Genomic DNA, 15,186 nt, shown 5'->3' on the forward strand with positions numbered 1-15,186 from the left:
TCAGTTCTCCAGCAGGGTCATCGAGTAGGAGTAGTTGCCGGCGTCGTAGACGTGAGACCCGAACTCGAGCACGCTCCCGGTGTCGTCGTACGCCGTGCGTTCCATCGTCAGCAGCGGCGCCCCCACCTCGACGCCCAGGCGCGCGGCCTCCTCTTCCGTCGCGGCGGTCGCGCCGATGCGCTGCTCCGCCAGATGCGGGCGCACGCCCTTGGTGCGCAGATACGCGTAGAGGCCGCCGGACTCGAGCGCCGAGATGGTGAGGTCCCCGGCGACCGTGGCGGGCAGCCAGTTCCGCATCAGCGCGATCGCGCGTCCACCCGCGGAGCGCCGTCGTTCGATGGCGACCACCTTCTGGCCGGGTTCGAGGCCCAAGCGCTCGATCTTCTCCTCGGTGGCCTGGCCGACCTCCAACTTGAGCACCTCCGTGGATGGTTCCTGGCCGGAGCGCTGCAGGTCGTCGTACAGGCTGGTGAGCCGCAGCGGTCGCCGGACGGCGTTGCCGATCACCTGCGTGCCGACGCCGCGCCGCCGCACGACCATGCCCTTGTTGACCAGTTCCTGGATGGCGCGGTTGACCGTGGGCCGGGAGATGCCGAGCCGCTGCGCGAGGTCGGTCTCGTTGTCGATCCGGTCGCCCTGGCCGAGGTCGCCCCGTTCGATGGCGTCCTCGAGGCAGCGCGCGACCTGGTAGTAGAGCGGCACGGGGCTCGCACGGTCGAGGTCGAAGGTGACGCCTTGCACCGGTTCGTTCCTTCCGTGGCCCGACGATCCTACCCCGGATACCAGTTCCACCTGTCGTCAGGTCGTTCTGTCAGGAGGTGGGGTCGCTGGATACGGCGCACACTCCTCTTCGTAAGACCCATTTGTAAGAACGTAATGACATAGTATTGACATATGCTGCAGGGAGCCCTAGGGTGAGCTGGCAGAGGGTGTTGCCCCCCCGACCCATGCCCCCGGACACGAGGGAGCGAAGAGGCGTGACGTCCCCACCGCCCTACGACGTGCTCGCGATGGGTCGCGTCGGGGTCGACGTCTACCCCCTGCAGACGGGCGTGGGGATCGAGCACGTCGAGACCTTCGGGAAGTTCCTCGGCGGGACGGCGACCAACGTGGCGGTCGCGGCCGCCCGGCACGACCGGCGAACCGCGATCGTCACCCGTACCGGTGACGATCCCTTCGGCCGCTTCGTGCACCGAGCCCTGCAGCAGCTGGGTGTCGACGACCGCTACGTCTCCGCTGTGGCAGGCCTGCCCACACCCGTGGCCTTCTGTGAGATCTTCCCGCCCGACGACTTCCCCATCTACTTCTACCGCGAGCCCAAAGCTCCCGACCTGGAGATCCGGCCCGACGAACTGGACCTCGACGCGATCCGCGATGCGCGGATCGTGTGGGTCACCACGACCGGCCTGTCGGATGAGCCCAGCCGGTCCGCGCACCACGCCGCGCTCGACGTCCGCCAGCGCCGTCAGTACACCATCCTGGATCTCGACTACCGGCCGATGTTCTGGGAGTCCAGGGTCGCCGCGCGGGCCGAGATCCAGAAGATCCTGCCGCAGGTGACCGTCGCGATCGGCAACCTCGATGAGTGCGACACGGCGGTGGGGGAGCGGGACCCCGACCGAGCCGCCGACGCGTTGCTGGCCGCGGGTGTGGACGTCGCGATCGTCAAGCAGGGCCCGGCCGGGGTGCTCGGGCGCACCGCCGATGGATCGGTGGTCGTGCCCCCCCACCCGGTGGCCGTCGTGAACGGCCTGGGGGCGGGGGACAGCTTCGGTGGGGCGGTGTGCCACGGTCTGCTGGCCGGCTGGTCGCTGGAGCGCACGCTGCGCTTCGCCAACGTCGCGGGCGCGATCGTCGCGGGACGGCTCGAGTGCTCCACCGCCATGCCCACAACCGAGGAAGTGGAGGCCGCGTTGGCGGACGCCACGTCCTCCGGCTCCGAGGAGTGACGTCGTGAGAGAGCTCGACTTCGACGCTCTGCGCCGTACGCGGGCGCACCATCCCGAGGCGGTGCTGGAGGTGGCCGCGGGACGCCGGCGCCCGCCGCACCTGCCCGCGGACGGTCGGCTCATGCTGATCGCCGCGGACCATCCGGCGCGGGGGGCGATCGGTGCCGGCGGCGATCCGACGGCGATGGGTGACCGCGAGGAGCTGCTCACCCGGCTGGTCGCCGCACTGGAACGGCCGGGGGTGGATGGGGTGCTGGGCACGGCCGACATCCTCGAAGACCTGCTCCTCCTCGGGGCCCTGGATGACAAGGTCATCATCGGGTCCATGAACCGCGGTGGCCTGGCAGGCGCGTCCTTCGAGCTGGACGACCGGTTCACCGGCTACGACGCCGAGACGATCGCGGCCATGCGCTTCGACGGCGGCAAGATGCTGACGCGGATCGACTACGACGATGGGGGCAGCATCGCGACCCTCGAGGCCAGCGCCCGCGCCGTCGACCAACTGGCGGACCGGGGGCTGATGGCGATGGTCGAGCCGTTCATCTCGACCCGGGTCGACGGCAAGCTCACCAACGTGCTCACCACGGATGCCGTCGTCCGATCGGTCGGGATCGCCAGCGGGCTGGGGCGCACGAGCCGCCACACCTGGCTGAAGCTGCCGGTGGTGCCCGACATGGCGCAGGTCATGCGGGCCACGACCCTGCCCACGCTGCTGCTGGGCGGGGACCCGACGGGCCCGCCGGAGGAGTACCTCGCCGCGTGGCAGGCGACGCTGGCGCTGCCCGGCGTGCGGGGACTGATCGTCGGCCGGACGCTGTTGTTCCCACCGGACGGTGACGTCGGCGCCGCCGTCGACACCGCGGTGGCCATGGTCCACAGTGGCCAGCCAGCGCACGACGGAGCGATGGCGTGACGCGTCCCCCACTGCATCACCCGGCCGGAGCCCTCGCTCGGAACGGGTTCGCGCTCGACGTCGATCCGGACGCCGCCGGGTGGGGCTACTCCAGCCTGCGGGTCGCGGCGCTGGAGACGGGCGGCAGCCAGACCCTCGCCACCGGCGAGGACGAGGTGGTGGTGCTGCCGCTGGAGGGCTCCTGCGTCGTCGACATCGACGGCGAGAAGCACGAACTGCAGGGCCGGTCGGGGGTGTTCGCCGCCGTCAGCGACTTCGTGTACGCCCCCCGGGAGTCGACCGTCACGATCACCAGCCGCGACGGCGGGCGGTTCGCCATCCCCGGCGCGCGGGCGCGCCGGCGGCTGCCCGCGCGCTACGTCCCGGCCTCCGACGTGGCGGTGGAGCTGCGTGGCGCCGGCCCGGCCTCGCGGCAGGTCGTCAACTTCTGCACCCCCGACCGGTTCGAGGCCGACCGGCTCATCGCCTGCGAGGTCTACACGCCGGGCGGCAACTGGTCCTCCTACCCGCCCCACAAACACGACGAGGAACGGCCGGGCGAGGAGACCGCCCTCGAAGAGATCTACTACTTCGAGGTCGGCGACGGCCCCACGGGTCCCGGGATGGCGTACCAGCGGGTCTACGGCACCGACGACCGCCCGATCGACGTGCTCGCGGAGGTCCGGACCGGCGACATCGTGCTCATCCCTCACGGCTGGCACGGCCCATCGGTGGCGGTGCCCGGCTACGACCTCTACTACCTCAACGTCATGGCCGGTCCGGGGGCGGAGCGGGCCTGGCGCATCTGCGACGACCCCGTCCACGCTTGGATCCGCGAGACGTGGCAGGACGAGCCCGTCGACCCCCGTCTGCCGCTGACCGGCCCGGCCCCCTCGGAGTAGCGCCATGACTGGGAGCACGATCCGGCTGACCGTCGCTCAGGCCCTGGTGCGGTTCCTCGCCGCCCAGCACACGGAACGCGACGGCGTCCAACGACGACTGATCGCCGGCACCTTCGGGATCTTCGGTCACGGCAACGTCGCCGGTGTGGGGCAGGCCCTGCTCCAGCAAGAGCTCGCCGACCTCGACGGGGGTGGCGACCCGGTGATGCCGTACGTGCTGGCCCGGAACGAGCAGGGCATCGTGCACGCGTCGGTGGCCTTCGCCCGGATGCGGAACCGGCTATCGACCTGGGCGTGCACCGCCTCGGTCGGGCCGGGGTCCACCAACATGCTGACCGGGGCGGCGCTGGCGACCGTGAACCGGCTGCCGGTGCTGCTGCTGCCGAGCGACATCTTCGCGACGCGGGCTCCCGACCCGGTGCTGCAGCAGTTGGAGTACCCCCTCGGGCCGGACGTCAGCGTCAACGACGCGTTCCGGCCGCTGTCGCGCTACTTCGACCGGGTGTCCCGGCCGGAGCAGCTGCCGGCCGCGCTGATGGGTGCGATGCGGGTCCTGACGGACCCGGTCGAGACCGGTGCGGTCACCGTCGCGCTGCCCCAGGACGTGCAGGCCGAGGCGTACGACTGGCCGCTGGAGCTGTTCGACCCGCGGGTGTGGCACGTGGCCCGCGCGCAGCCGGAGCTGGCCGCCCTCGCGCGCGCCCTGGAGGTGATCCGCGGCGCCCAGCGGCCCCTGATCGTCGCCGGCGGGGGCGTGATCTACTCCGAGGCCACCGACCAGCTGCGGGCCTTCGTCGAGGCCACCGGCATCCCGGTGGCGGAGACCCAGGCGGGAAAGGGGTCGCTGCCCTACGACCACCCGTTGGCGCTCGGTGCGATCGGGTCGACGGGGACGACGGCTGCCAACCGGATCGCGCGGGAGGCCGACGTGGTCGTAGGGATCGGCACGCGCTACAGCGACTTCACGACCGCATCGCGCACCGCGTTCCAGCACCCCGACGTGCGGTTCGTGAACGTCAACGTGGCCGCCTTCGACGCCGCCAAGCACGCCGGCGTCATGGTCGTCGGCGACGCCCGCGGAACGATCGTCGCCCTCACCGACGCGCTGGAGGGGTGGTCGACGTCCGACGAGTACCGCCAGCTCGCGCGGCGCGTCGGCGCAGCGTGGGACCGGACCGTCGAGGCGGCCTACCACCTGGGACACGCTCCCCTGCCGGCGCAGTCCGAGGTGATCGGCGCCGTCAACGAGTCGTCCGGCCCGCGTGATGTGGTCGTCTGCGCCGCCGGCTCGATGCCGGGCGATCTCCACAAGCTGTGGCGCACACGCGACCCCAAGGGCTACCACGTCGAGTACGGCTTCTCCTGCATGGGCTACGAGATCGCCGGCGGCCTGGGCATCCGGATGGCCTGCCCCGATCGCGACGTGTTCGTCATGGTCGGCGACGGCTCCTACCTGATGCTCGCTCAGGAACTGGTCACCGCGGTCCAGGAGGGCGTCAAGATCATCGTCGTCCTGGTCCAGAACCACGGGTTCGCCTCCATCGGGGCCCTGTCGGAGGAGCTCGGCTCGCAGCGCTACGGCACCCGCTACCGGCAGCGGAACCCGCAGACGGGGCGGCTGGACGGCGATCTGCTGCCCGTCGACCTGGCCACCAACGCCGAGAGCCTCGGCGTCCGGGTCCTGCGCCCCGAGGGCATCGACGAGTTCCGCAAGGCTCTCACCGACGCCAAAGCGTCGACGGAGCCACGCCCGGTGCTCGTCCACGTCGAGGTCGACCCGCTCGTCTCCGCGCCCGGCAGCGAGTCCTGGTGGGACGTCCCGGTGTCCGAGATCGCCGACCTCGACTCCACCCGCCAGGCGCGCGCGACCTACGAGGCTCGGAAGGTGACCCAGCGCCCGTACCTGTGAACGTCAGCGACCGTACGCACACCGAGCACCTGCATGAGGATGTCCCGATGAAGACCATCGAACACTGGATCGGGGGCACGTTCACGGCCGGAACGTCGACGCGTCGTGGCCGCGTCCTCGACCCCGCGCGGGGCGAGCAGACCGGCGACGTCCTGCTGGCTACCAGCCAGGACGTCGACGAGGCCGTCCGGACCGCCCGCGTGGCCGCGGCCGGGTGGGCGGAGACCTCCACCAGCCGCCGCACCAAGGTGCTGTTCAGCTTCCGCGAGATCGTCAACGCCCGGGCGGAGGAGATCGCCCGGGTGATCACGGCCGAGCACGGCAAGGTGCTCTCCGACGCGCTCGGGGAGGTCCAGCGGGGCCTCGAGGTGGTGGAGTTCGCCTGCGGGATCCCGCAGCTGCTCAAGGGCGAGTACTCCGACCAGGTCTCCACGGACGTGGACCTGTTCGCGTTCCGGCAGCCCCTCGGCGTCGTGGCCGGCATCACCCCGTTCAACTTCCCGGCCATGGTGCCGATGTGGATGTTCCCGATCGCCATCGCGTGCGGCAACGCGTTCGTCCTCAAGCCCAGCGAGCGGGACCCCTCCACCTCGAACCTGCTCGCCGAGATGTGGAAGGAGGCCGGTCTGCCCGATGGGGTCTTCAACGTCGTCCACGGCGACAAGGAGGCCGTGGATGCGCTGCTGGACCACCCCGACGTGGCGGCCATCTCGTTCGTCGGCTCGACCCCGATCGCGAAGTACATCCACGAGCGGGGGACCGCCAACGGCAAGCGGATCCAGGCGCTGGGCGGTGCCAAGAACCACGCGATCGTGTTGCCCGATGCCGACCTCGACTTCGCGACCGATCACCTCACGGCGGCGGCCTTCGGATCGGCTGGCGAGCGCTGCATGGCGATCTCCGCGACGGTGGCGGTCGGTGGGGCCGGCGACCGGCTGGTCGAGGTGCTGGACGCCAAGGCGCGGGCGATCAAGGTCGGCCCCGGCCTCGACCCGGCAAGCGAGATGGGTCCGGTGGTCACCGCTGAGGCGCGGGACCGCATCGTCGGGTTCATCGGCTCGGGCGAGGAGCAGGGCGCCAAGGTCACCGTCGACGGCCGCGACCTGGTGGTGCCGGGTCACGAGAACGGGTTCTTCGTCGGCCCGACCGTGATCGATCAGGTCGGCACCGACATGGACGTCTACACCAACGAGATCTTCGGGCCGGTGCTGTCGGTGCTCCGGGCCGACACCGTCGACGAGGCCATCGCGCTGATCAACGCCAACCCGTACGGGAACGGCACCGCCGTGTTCACCAACGACGGGGGCGCCGCCCGGCGGTTCATGCGGGGCGTGCAGGTGGGCATGATCGGGATCAACGTGCCGGTGCCGGTGCCCATGGCCTTCTACTCGTTCGGCGGCTGGAAGGACTCCCTGTTCGGCGACCGGCACATCCACGGCCCCGAAGGCGTGTCCTTCTACACCCGCGGCAAGGTCGTCACCGCGCGCTGGCCCCACATCGGCGGCAGCGCCGGCGCCTCGCTGGACATGCCCACCGCGCAGTAGCTGCCCCGCGCGGCTCGCCGCCCTGGCCGCCACGTGATGCAGGCACGCCGACCACGTCCCGAGCCGCGCTCCGCGGCTACCTCACTCGCGGCCCCCCCGGGTCACCTCGGTGGGGGGCCGGTGGTGCCGCGGACCACCAGCTTCGGTGGGATGATGACCCGGCGCGATTCCCGGTCGGTGGTCAGCCGCTCCAGGAGCAGCCGGGCAGCCTGCTCGCCCATCTCCTGGCGTGGCTGGTGGATCGTCGTGAGGTCCAGCCGTCGCAGCGACGCCAGGTGCACGTTGTCGTACCCCACCACGGAGACGTCGCGTGGCACGTCGAGGCCGGCTTCCCGCAGCGCGTCCAGCACGCCCACCGCCTGGTAGTCGTTGGCGCAGAAGATCGCCGTCGGCCGAGGCCCATCGGCCAGCAACTGCGCGACGCCTGCCTCGCCTGCCTCCTCGGTGAAGTCGGCACGCACCTGCCGGACGTGGCTGGCGAGGCCGTGGCGCTCCATCGTCGCGACGTAGCCGCGTGCGCGGCGGTTCGCGCCGCTGCCGCTGCCACCGTCGATGTGGGCGATCCGGCGATGTCCCAGTTCCACGAGGTGGTCCACGGCCAGCCCGGCGCCCATGTGATCGTCGTTCACGACGACATCTACGCCAGGCAGACGCACGCTCCGGGTGATCGCCACCACCGGCACCGACGCCGCGACGTGTCGGATGACACGACTCGCCACGCGTGCGCCGGCCATCAGGATGCCGTCCATCCGCAACTCGAGCAGCGTCTCCAGGGCTTCCGTCTCGCGTGCCGGCGACAGGAAGCCCGAGTTGATGAGGACGCGGTACCCCTGAGCGTTCGCGGCGGCGACGATGCCCTCCGTCACCTCCGCGAAGAACGGGTTGCGCAGGTCCGACACCATCAGGCCGAGGTGGTGAGACTCCTGCCGGACCAGGCTGCGTGCCGCAGCGTTGGGTCGGTACCCGATCTCCTCCGCGGCAGCGAGCACCAGCCGGCGCCGCTCGTCCGACACCTTGGACGAGCCACGCATCACCAGGGAGACGAGTGACTTCGACACGCCCGCACGCTCCGCTACGTGGCGGATGGTCGGTTGGCTCACGCACGCCTCCGTCGACAGAACACGGGGTGGCGACTCATCATACCGCCAGACTATGCTTCGAACTTGGAACGTTCCAACGGCTCTGAGTGACAGGAGGGTGGCTCATGGCTGTTCCGGTGAGGCTCGGGCTCCTCGGCGCCGGTCGGATCGGGCAGATGCACGCCGAACTGCTGGCCCGTCGGGTGCCCGGGGCGCGCCTCGTCGTCGTGCAGGATGCCGTCCCGGAGGTCGCCTCCCGGGTCGCCGCCGACCTGGACGTCGCCGTCGCCACCTCGGTGGACGAGGTACTGGCTGCCGACGTCGATGCGATCGCGGTCTGCACGAGCACCGACACGCACGCGGACCTGATCGAGCGTGCGGCCGGCGCCGGCAAGCACGTGTTCAGCGAGAAACCGATCTCCCTCGACCTCGACGAGGTGGACCGGGTGATCGCCGCCGTGGACGAGGCAGGCGTCAAGCTGCAGGTGGGGTTCAACCGGCGCTTCGACTCCAGCCACCGGGCCGTCCGCGATCGGGTCGCCGCCGGCGCCGTAGGGACACCGACCGTCGTGCGGATCACCAGCCGTGATCCTGCCCCTCCCGGGCTGGAGTACATCCGGCGGTCCGGTGGGCTGTTCCTCGACATGACCATCCACGACTTCGACATGGCCGGCTTCCTCGTGGGGCAACGCGTCACCGAGGTCGCCGCTGCCGGCGCCGCCCTGGTGGACCCGGCGATCGGGGGAGCGGGAGACATCGACACCGCCCTCCTCACCCTGCGCTACGAGAGTGGGGCACTGGCGGTCATCGACAACTGTCGCCGCTCCGGGTTCGGCTACGACCAACGCGTCGAGGTCCTCGGCACCGCCGGCCAGGTCCGGTCCGACAACCACCGGTCGAACCACGCGGTGCTCGAGACCAGCGACGGGGCGAGCCTCGCGGCGGTCCCCACGTTCTTCGTCGAGCGGTACCTCGACAGCTTCGTGGCGCAGTGGGAGGCCTTCGTCGACGTGGTGCGTACGGACCGGATGCCCGAGGTCGACGGCCGCGCGGCGCGGGTGCCCTTGATCCTCGGGCTCGCCGCGGGAGCATCCTTGCGGGCCGGGGGCTGCCCGGTGAAGGTCGCCGACGTGGCCGCCGAGGCCGCCTGATCTCTGCTAAAGGATTGGAACGTTCCAACATTCTCCTTGCAAGTTGGAACGTTCCAACGTAGGCTGGCCGCGGAGAGGCTGTCGTGCCCGCACGACAGGGAGCGTGGGAGAGGAGCCTGGCCGATGGCCAGCGGTCGCCGCCGGGTCGCCGGGGCCCCCATCACGTGGGGCGTCTGCGAGGTGCCCGACTGGGGGGTGCAACTGCCGCCGGATCGCGTGCTCGGAGACATCGCGCAGCTGGGGCTGACGGCGATCGAGGCGGGACCGGAGGGGTTCCTGCCATCGGAGGCCGGTGCGGTCCACCAGCTGCTGGACCGGTACGGGCTAGGCCTCGTCGGCGGCTTCGTGCCGGCGCCGCTTCACCTGCCCGAACGACGGGACGACGCGCTCGCAGCCGTCCAGCGTCAGGCCGCCTTCCTGGGCGCCACGGGGGCGGAGCTGCTGATCCTGGCGGCCGCCACCGGCAGCGAGGGCTACGCGACCGCAGGCGCCCTGGACGCCGACGGATGGCGGCAGCTGGTCGCCGGGCTGAAGGCGGCCACGGAGGTCGCGTCCCATCACGGCCTCGTGGCCGTCCTGCACCCGCACTACGGGACCATGATCGAGCGTGGCGAGGACGTGGAGCGGCTCCTCAACGAGTCGGACATCGACCTGTGTCTGGACATCGGCCACCTCCTCGTCGGGGGCGCCGACCCGGTGGCCGTCACGCGCGCGGCCGCGACCCGCGTGCGCCATGTTCACCTGAAGGACGTGAACGGCACGCTGGCCGAGCAACTCCGTGCCGGGGACCACGACTACCGCGACGCGGTCGCGGCTGGGCTGTACGAGCCGCTCGGTCGCGGCGACGTGGACATCGCGACCATCGTCCGCCTGTTGGACGACGCCGGCTACGACGGGTGGTACGTGCTCGAGCAGGACACGGTGGTCGACGACACCGCGGACGATCCGGACGATCCGGACGGTCCCGCGGCCGCGGCCGCCGCCAGCCTCGGCTTCCTCGCGGAGATCGACGGCCGGACAGGGTGAGCGAAGGCCCTCCACGGAGGGCGGGACGAGCGTCGGCAACGACGACCTGAGCAGGGAGAAGCAGCACATGAAGCGATGGACATGGCTCAGCATGGTCACGGCAGTCGCCGTGCTGGCCTCGGGATGCGGTGGGCAGGACGGTGAAGCCGCCGAGGCGACGGTGACCGCTGATGACCGCGACTACCGGTTCGTGGTCGTCTCGCACGGCCAGTCGGCCGACCCCTTCTGGTCGGTCGCGGCGAACGGTGCGAACGACGCCGCCGCGGACATGGGCATCCGGGTCGAGTACCAGGCACCCGGAACCTTCGACATGGTGGAGATGAGCCAGATCATCAACGCCGCGGTCGCGTCGGCACCCGACGGACTGATCGTGACCATCCCCGATCCGGGCGCCCTCGGGCCGGAGATCCGTGCTGCGGTCGCCGCGGGCATCCCCGTGGTCTCCATGAACTCCGGTGCGGAGTCCTTCGCGGACCTCGGCGTCCTGGCGCACGTCGGCCAGACCGAGTACGAGGCGGGGCTCATCGCCGGTCAGAGCTTCGCCGAGGAAGGGGTCACGAACGCACTGTGCATCAACCAAGAGGTCGGGAACCTGGCCCTCGACCTGCGGTGTGAGGGCTTCGCCGACGGTCTCGGCGGCGACGTCGAGGTCATCCCGGTCAACCTCGCGGACCCGACCGGAGCGCAGGCGGCGGTCGCCGGTGCCCTGTCCACCCGCAACCCGGACGGCATCCTGACGCTCGGCCCGACGGGCGCCGGACCGACGATGGCGGCGCTCGAGGAGGTCGGCCAGGTCGGCGACGTGGCGTTCGCCACCTTCGACCTGTCGCCGGAGGTGCTCGAGGCGGTGGCCGACGAGACGATGCTGTTCGCGATCGACCAGGCGCAGTACCTGCAGGGCTACCTGCCGATCGTGCTGCTCACGAAGTACCTGGAGACCGGTGCGCTGCCGCTCGGCTCGGTCGACCGGGTCATCCTGACCGGCCCGCAGCTGGTGACCGCGGACGTCGCGGCGGACGTGGTCGATTTCTCGGCGCGCGGGCTGCGCTAGAGACCCCGGTGGTCGGGGCAGTACGCCTGTCTCGACCACCGGCCCACCTGAGGGAGAGAGAACGTGGCCGGTACGACTACTGAGACCGCCCCCCCGGCGGCCGTGGAGGAACGCCTCCGGCAGGTCAGTCCGATCAAGAAGCTGCTCACGCGCCCGGAACTCGGTGCCCTGGTGGGCGTCGTCATCGTGTGGGCGTTCTTCGCGATCGTGGCCTGGGACAACAACTTCGTCAGCTGGAGCGTGACTGCCGCGATCTTGAACCGGGCTGCGCCGCTCGGCATCCTCGCGGTGGCCGTCGCCCTGCTCATGATCGCGGGGGAGTTCGACCTCTCCGTCGGATCCGCCATCGGGTTCTCGGGCATGGTCGTCATGATCCTCGTGACACCCGAGGCGATGGGTGGACTCGGGTGGGGACTGTGGCCCGCCATCCTGGCCGCGCTCGTGATCATGCTCGTCGTCGGGTTCTTCAACGGGACCCTGGTGATCCTGACCAGACTGCCCAGCTTCATCATCACGCTGGGGATGCTGCTCATCCTCCGGGGTCTGGCGATCGCCGTACCCCGTGTGATGACCAACCGCACCCAGCTCTCGGGTCTCGGCCAGGTCGAGGGCTACGGCCTCGCCCACGCGCTGTTCGCGAAGCAGATCCAGCTGTTCGGGAGCGCCTTCCGGGTCTCGATCCTCTGGTGGGTCGGCCTGACCGCGCTGGCCACCTGGGTGCTGCTGCGCACACGGCAGGGCAACTGGATCTTCGGCGCCGGTGGAGCCGCAGACGCGGCTCGCAACATCGGTGTCCCCGTCGTCCGAGTCAAGGTGGCCCTGTTCATGATGACGGCGGTCGCCGCGATGCTCGCCATGCTCGTGACGGTGATCCCCGCCGACGGTGCCGACTCCCTGCGCGGCACCCTGCGCGAGTTCGAGGCCATCATCGCCGTCGTGATCGGCGGCACGCTGCTGACGGGTGGCTACGGCTCGGCGGTCGGGGCGTTCCTCGGTGCGCTGATCTTCGCGATGGTGCAGCAGGGGATCATCGTCACCGGCGTCGACGGTGACTGGTTCCAGGTGTTCGTCGGCGCGGTGCTGGTCCTCGCCGTGATCTTCAACAACTACGTCCGACAGAAGGCGATGCGCGGATGAGCACGACAACGAACGGCCCGGCCCCGTTGCTCGAGGTCAGGAGCATCTCGAAGTACTTCGGCAGCGTCATCGCACTCCAGGATGTGTCGATGTTCGTGCGTGCCGGTGAGGTCACCTGCCTGCTGGGCGACAACGGTGCCGGCAAGTCGACCCTCATCAAGACCCTGGCAGGTGTCCACCGGCCAGACGAGGGCGAGTACCGGTTCGACGGGGAGCAGATGGAGTTCGACTCCCCCCGGGAGGCACTGGAGCAGGGGATCGCGACCGTCTACCAGGACCTCGCGATGATCCCGCTCATGTCGATCTGGCGGAACTTCTTCCTCGGCTCCGAGCCGAGGAAGGGGTTCGGGCCGGTGAAGTGGTTCGACGTGGAGGGCGCGAAGGCGACCACCCGCGAAGAGATGGGCAAGATGGGGATCGACGTACGCGATCCCGACCAGCCGGTCGGCACCCTGTCGGGGGGCGAGCGCCAGTCGGTCGCGATCGCTCGTGCGGTCTACTTCGGCGCCAAGGTGCTGATCCTCGACGAGCCCACCGCTGCACTCGGGGTCAAGCAGGCCGGCGTCGTGCTGCGCTACATCCTGCAGGCCAAGCAGCGCGGTATCGGTGTGATCTTCATCACCCACAACCCGCACCACGCCTACCCGGTCGGGGACCACTTCGTGATCCTCCGCCGCGGCAGGATCTTCGGGGACTTCGCGAAGGAGGATCTCGCGCTCGAGCAGCTGGTCCAGATGATGGCCGGAGGCGCCGACCTCGAGGTGCTGTCCCACGAGCTCCGGGCCGCTGCCGAGGGCAGCACGCCGGCCGAGGCTGCGGAGCTCGCCGAAGCCGCCCGGGAGTTCGAGGCCGAGGCGCACGGGGAGTGATGGGGTGAAGGTGACGAGTGAGGTGGTGACCGCCACCCAGGGTCGGAGGACGGAGCCGTGAAGGACATCGTGATGGTCATGGACACGGCGGTCGGTCGTCCGACCGCGATCCTCGGTGGCCTCGCGGAGCGAGGCATCGCGATGGTCGCTGGCTGCTTCTTCCCGCGCTTGGAGGGCCGGGTCGCCCACGTCACGGTCGACGACGCCGACGTGGAGGCCGTCCGGGAGGTCGCGACAGAGAAGGGGGCGCTCGTCCTCGACGTCCGGGACGTGCTCGTGCTCGACCAATCGACGCACGGGGACCCCCTCAGCATCGCGCGCAGGATCACGCAGGCCGGCGCCGTGGTGCAGGTCTCCTACTTCGGGGCGAAGGGCGAGGTGGTCGTGGCGACCACCGACATCGCCCGTGCCCGGGAGGCGCTCGGCCTGGCTAGCTGATCCCCTCCGCCTCAGGCACGAACCGCTCCACCTGCTCCCACGTGCCGGAGGCGAGGGATCGGGTCATGGCCTGCATCGCCGCGGCGGCCCGGACCGCGTCGTCGATCGTCGGCCCGTGAGGTTCCTGCTCGGCGATCGACCGCAGGAAGCTGGCGGCTTCGGCGACCTTGAGGTCATCGAAGCTCATGGGGATGGACGCGGCCGGCTGGAACCGGTGGACCTCGCCGTGGCCGGGGCCGACCAGCACGGTGGTCCGGGCCTGGTTCTGGTGACCGTCACCGGCGGTGTGCACGAGCTCGCCCATGCGCCGGAAGTCCCAAGCCACGGCACCGTCGGTGCCGTGGACCTCGAAGCCGTAGTTGTTCTGCTCACCGACGCTGACGCGGCTGGCCTCCAGCGTCACACGGCCGCCGCTGGCGAGCCGCAGCAGGCAGGCGACCCAGTCCTCGTTCTCGACCGGTCCGAGCTCGCCGTCACCGGTCGCGTAGTGGCTGGTGGCGCCTCCCGGCCGGGGACGCTCCGGGATGAACACGGCCTCGTCGGCGACGAGACGGTCGACGTCACCCAGCAGGTGGTGGACCAGGTCGATGCCGTGGGACACCAGGTCGCCCATCACCCCCGAGCCCGCGAGGGCGCGCTGGAAGCGCCACGACAGCACGCCCTGCGGATGTGCCGCGTAGTCCGCCAGCAGCCGGACGCTGGCGTGCGTGACGCGGCCGAGCTGTCCGTCGCGGATGAGCTGCCGGGCGTGCGCCACGGCGGGGACGAACCGGTAGTTGAAGCCCACGGTGGATCGCACGCCCCCCGCCGCGACAGCGCGCGCGACGTCCCGGGCCTCGGCCAGATCGCGACCCACCGGCTTCTCGATCCACAGGTGCTTTCCGGCCTCGGCGAAGGCGACGCCGATCTCACGGTGGAGGAAGTTCGGCACCGTGACGCTCACGGCCTCGATCTCCGGATCCTCCACCAGCTCCCGCCAGTGCCTCGCCACACGCGGGAAGCCGTACGGGCGAGCGTCGTGCTCGGCTCGATCGGCCACCTCGTCGACGACGGCGACCAGCCTCGGTGTCACCGCCAGGTCCGGGTAGTGATGGCGGACCCGGGTGTACGCGCGCGTGTGCACCTGCCCCATCCAGCCGAAGCCGACGACGCCGATGCCGAGCTCCGCGGGACCGTCCGCCCGCGGCGTGGTCTGCTCCATCACCTACCTCCTCGCGCCCTCCGTCGGCCAGGTCGTCC

Annotated in this window: 14 protein-coding genes; 11 read left to right on the forward strand and 3 right to left on the reverse strand. The window is 70.7% G+C overall.

Annotated elements, in window-relative coordinates; translation table 11 throughout:
* A complete protein-coding gene (locus NITAL_RS09010) occupies positions 1 to 741 on the reverse strand; it encodes a GntR family transcriptional regulator (protein ID WP_052665940.1) in 741 nt (246 codons plus the stop codon).
* Positions 742 to 947: 206 nt separating this feature from the next.
* Here NITAL_RS09010 and iolC point away from each other — a divergent pair, with 206 nt between their 5' ends.
* The 5 genes from iolC to NITAL_RS09035 are packed head-to-tail and all read left to right on the forward strand — an operon-like array spanning position 948 to position 7,196.
* Positions 948 to 1,949, forward strand: a complete 1,002-nt coding sequence (iolC, locus tag NITAL_RS09015) for a 5-dehydro-2-deoxygluconokinase (RefSeq protein ID WP_052665941.1) — start codon at positions 948 to 950, stop codon at positions 1,947 to 1,949.
* A 4-nt stretch (positions 1,950 to 1,953) separates the two neighbouring features.
* Positions 1,954 to 2,862, forward strand: coding sequence for a Cgl0159 family (beta/alpha)8-fold protein (locus tag NITAL_RS09020; RefSeq protein WP_052665942.1), 909 nt, complete (start codon positions 1,954 to 1,956; stop codon positions 2,860 to 2,862).
* Complete coding sequence (gene iolB, locus NITAL_RS09025) at positions 2,859 to 3,743, forward strand: 5-deoxy-glucuronate isomerase (RefSeq protein ID WP_052665943.1); 885 nt, start codon at positions 2,859 to 2,861, stop codon at positions 3,741 to 3,743. Before NITAL_RS09020 ends, iolB begins: the two co-directional genes overlap by 4 nt.
* A gap of 4 nt (positions 3,744 to 3,747) precedes the next feature.
* A complete protein-coding gene (gene iolD / locus NITAL_RS09030) occupies positions 3,748 to 5,652 on the forward strand; it encodes a 3D-(3,5/4)-trihydroxycyclohexane-1,2-dione acylhydrolase (decyclizing) (RefSeq protein ID WP_052665944.1) in 1,905 nt (634 codons plus the stop codon).
* A 47-nt stretch (positions 5,653 to 5,699) separates the two neighbouring features.
* Positions 5,700 to 7,196 (forward strand): CoA-acylating methylmalonate-semialdehyde dehydrogenase, encoded by a 1,497-nt coding sequence (locus tag NITAL_RS09035; protein ID WP_052669543.1) that lies wholly within the window; start codon positions 5,700 to 5,702, stop codon positions 7,194 to 7,196.
* A 101-nt stretch (positions 7,197 to 7,297) separates the two neighbouring features.
* Here the strand turns inward: NITAL_RS09035 and NITAL_RS09040 are convergent, their stop codons facing one another.
* On the reverse strand, positions 7,298 to 8,296 hold the full coding sequence (locus NITAL_RS09040; protein ID WP_052665945.1) for a LacI family DNA-binding transcriptional regulator: 999 nt from the start codon (positions 8,294 to 8,296) through the stop codon (positions 7,298 to 7,300).
* 104 nt (positions 8,297 to 8,400) lie between these two features.
* Between NITAL_RS09040 and iolG the strand changes: the two genes are divergently transcribed.
* The 6 genes from iolG (at position 8,401) to NITAL_RS09070 (ending at position 13,947) form a co-directional block, all read left to right on the forward strand.
* A complete protein-coding gene (gene iolG / locus NITAL_RS09045; RefSeq protein ID WP_052665946.1) occupies positions 8,401 to 9,426 on the forward strand; it encodes an inositol 2-dehydrogenase in 1,026 nt (341 codons plus the stop codon).
* A gap of 123 nt (positions 9,427 to 9,549) precedes the next feature.
* Entirely contained in the window at positions 9,550 to 10,452 is a 903-nt protein-coding gene (locus NITAL_RS09050; protein ID WP_052665947.1) for a sugar phosphate isomerase/epimerase family protein, read from the forward strand.
* 67 nt (positions 10,453 to 10,519) lie between these two features.
* A complete protein-coding gene (locus NITAL_RS09055) occupies positions 10,520 to 11,503 on the forward strand; it encodes a sugar ABC transporter substrate-binding protein (protein WP_083441384.1) in 984 nt (327 codons plus the stop codon).
* Between the two features lie 63 nt (positions 11,504 to 11,566).
* Entirely contained in the window at positions 11,567 to 12,640 is a 1,074-nt protein-coding gene (locus NITAL_RS09060) for an ABC transporter permease (RefSeq protein WP_211262299.1), read from the forward strand.
* Complete coding sequence (locus tag NITAL_RS09065; RefSeq protein WP_052665950.1) at positions 12,637 to 13,509, forward strand: ATP-binding cassette domain-containing protein; 873 nt, start codon at positions 12,637 to 12,639, stop codon at positions 13,507 to 13,509. The genes NITAL_RS09060 and NITAL_RS09065 overlap by 4 nt, the downstream gene beginning before the upstream one ends.
* A 57-nt stretch (positions 13,510 to 13,566) precedes the next feature.
* A complete protein-coding gene (locus NITAL_RS09070) occupies positions 13,567 to 13,947 on the forward strand; it encodes a hypothetical protein (protein ID WP_052665951.1) in 381 nt (126 codons plus the stop codon).
* On the opposite strand, the gene NITAL_RS09075 is transcribed toward NITAL_RS09070, so the two are convergent.
* Positions 13,940 to 15,148, reverse strand: coding sequence for a Gfo/Idh/MocA family protein (locus NITAL_RS09075; RefSeq protein WP_052665952.1), 1,209 nt, complete (start codon positions 15,146 to 15,148; stop codon positions 13,940 to 13,942). The genes NITAL_RS09070 and NITAL_RS09075 overlap by 8 nt on opposite strands.
* Between the last annotated feature and the right edge of the window lie 38 nt (positions 15,149 to 15,186).

It is taken from the genome of Nitriliruptor alkaliphilus DSM 45188, assembly GCF_000969705.1.
Lineage (GTDB): Bacteria > Actinomycetota > Nitriliruptoria > Nitriliruptorales > Nitriliruptoraceae > Nitriliruptor > Nitriliruptor alkaliphilus.

Coding starts and splice junctions, on each gene's coding strand:
- iolC (WP_052665941.1), top strand. CDS start 948: ATGCCCCCGGACACGAGGGAGCGAAGAGGCGTGACGTCCCCACCGCCC.
- iolD (WP_052665944.1), top strand. CDS start 3,748: ATGACTGGGAGCACGATCCGGCTGACCGTCGCTCAGGCCCTGGTGCGG.
- NITAL_RS09035 (WP_052669543.1), top strand. CDS start 5,700: ATGAAGACCATCGAACACTGGATCGGGGGCACGTTCACGGCCGGAACG.
- iolG (WP_052665946.1), top strand. CDS start 8,401: ATGGCTGTTCCGGTGAGGCTCGGGCTCCTCGGCGCCGGTCGGATCGGG.
- NITAL_RS09050 (WP_052665947.1), top strand. CDS start 9,550: ATGGCCAGCGGTCGCCGCCGGGTCGCCGGGGCCCCCATCACGTGGGGC.
- NITAL_RS09055 (WP_083441384.1), top strand. CDS start 10,520: ATGAAGCGATGGACATGGCTCAGCATGGTCACGGCAGTCGCCGTGCTG.
- NITAL_RS09065 (WP_052665950.1), top strand. CDS start 12,637: ATGAGCACGACAACGAACGGCCCGGCCCCGTTGCTCGAGGTCAGGAGC.
- NITAL_RS09075 (WP_052665952.1), bottom strand. CDS start 15,148: ATGGAGCAGACCACGCCGCGGGCGGACGGTCCCGCGGAGCTCGGCATC.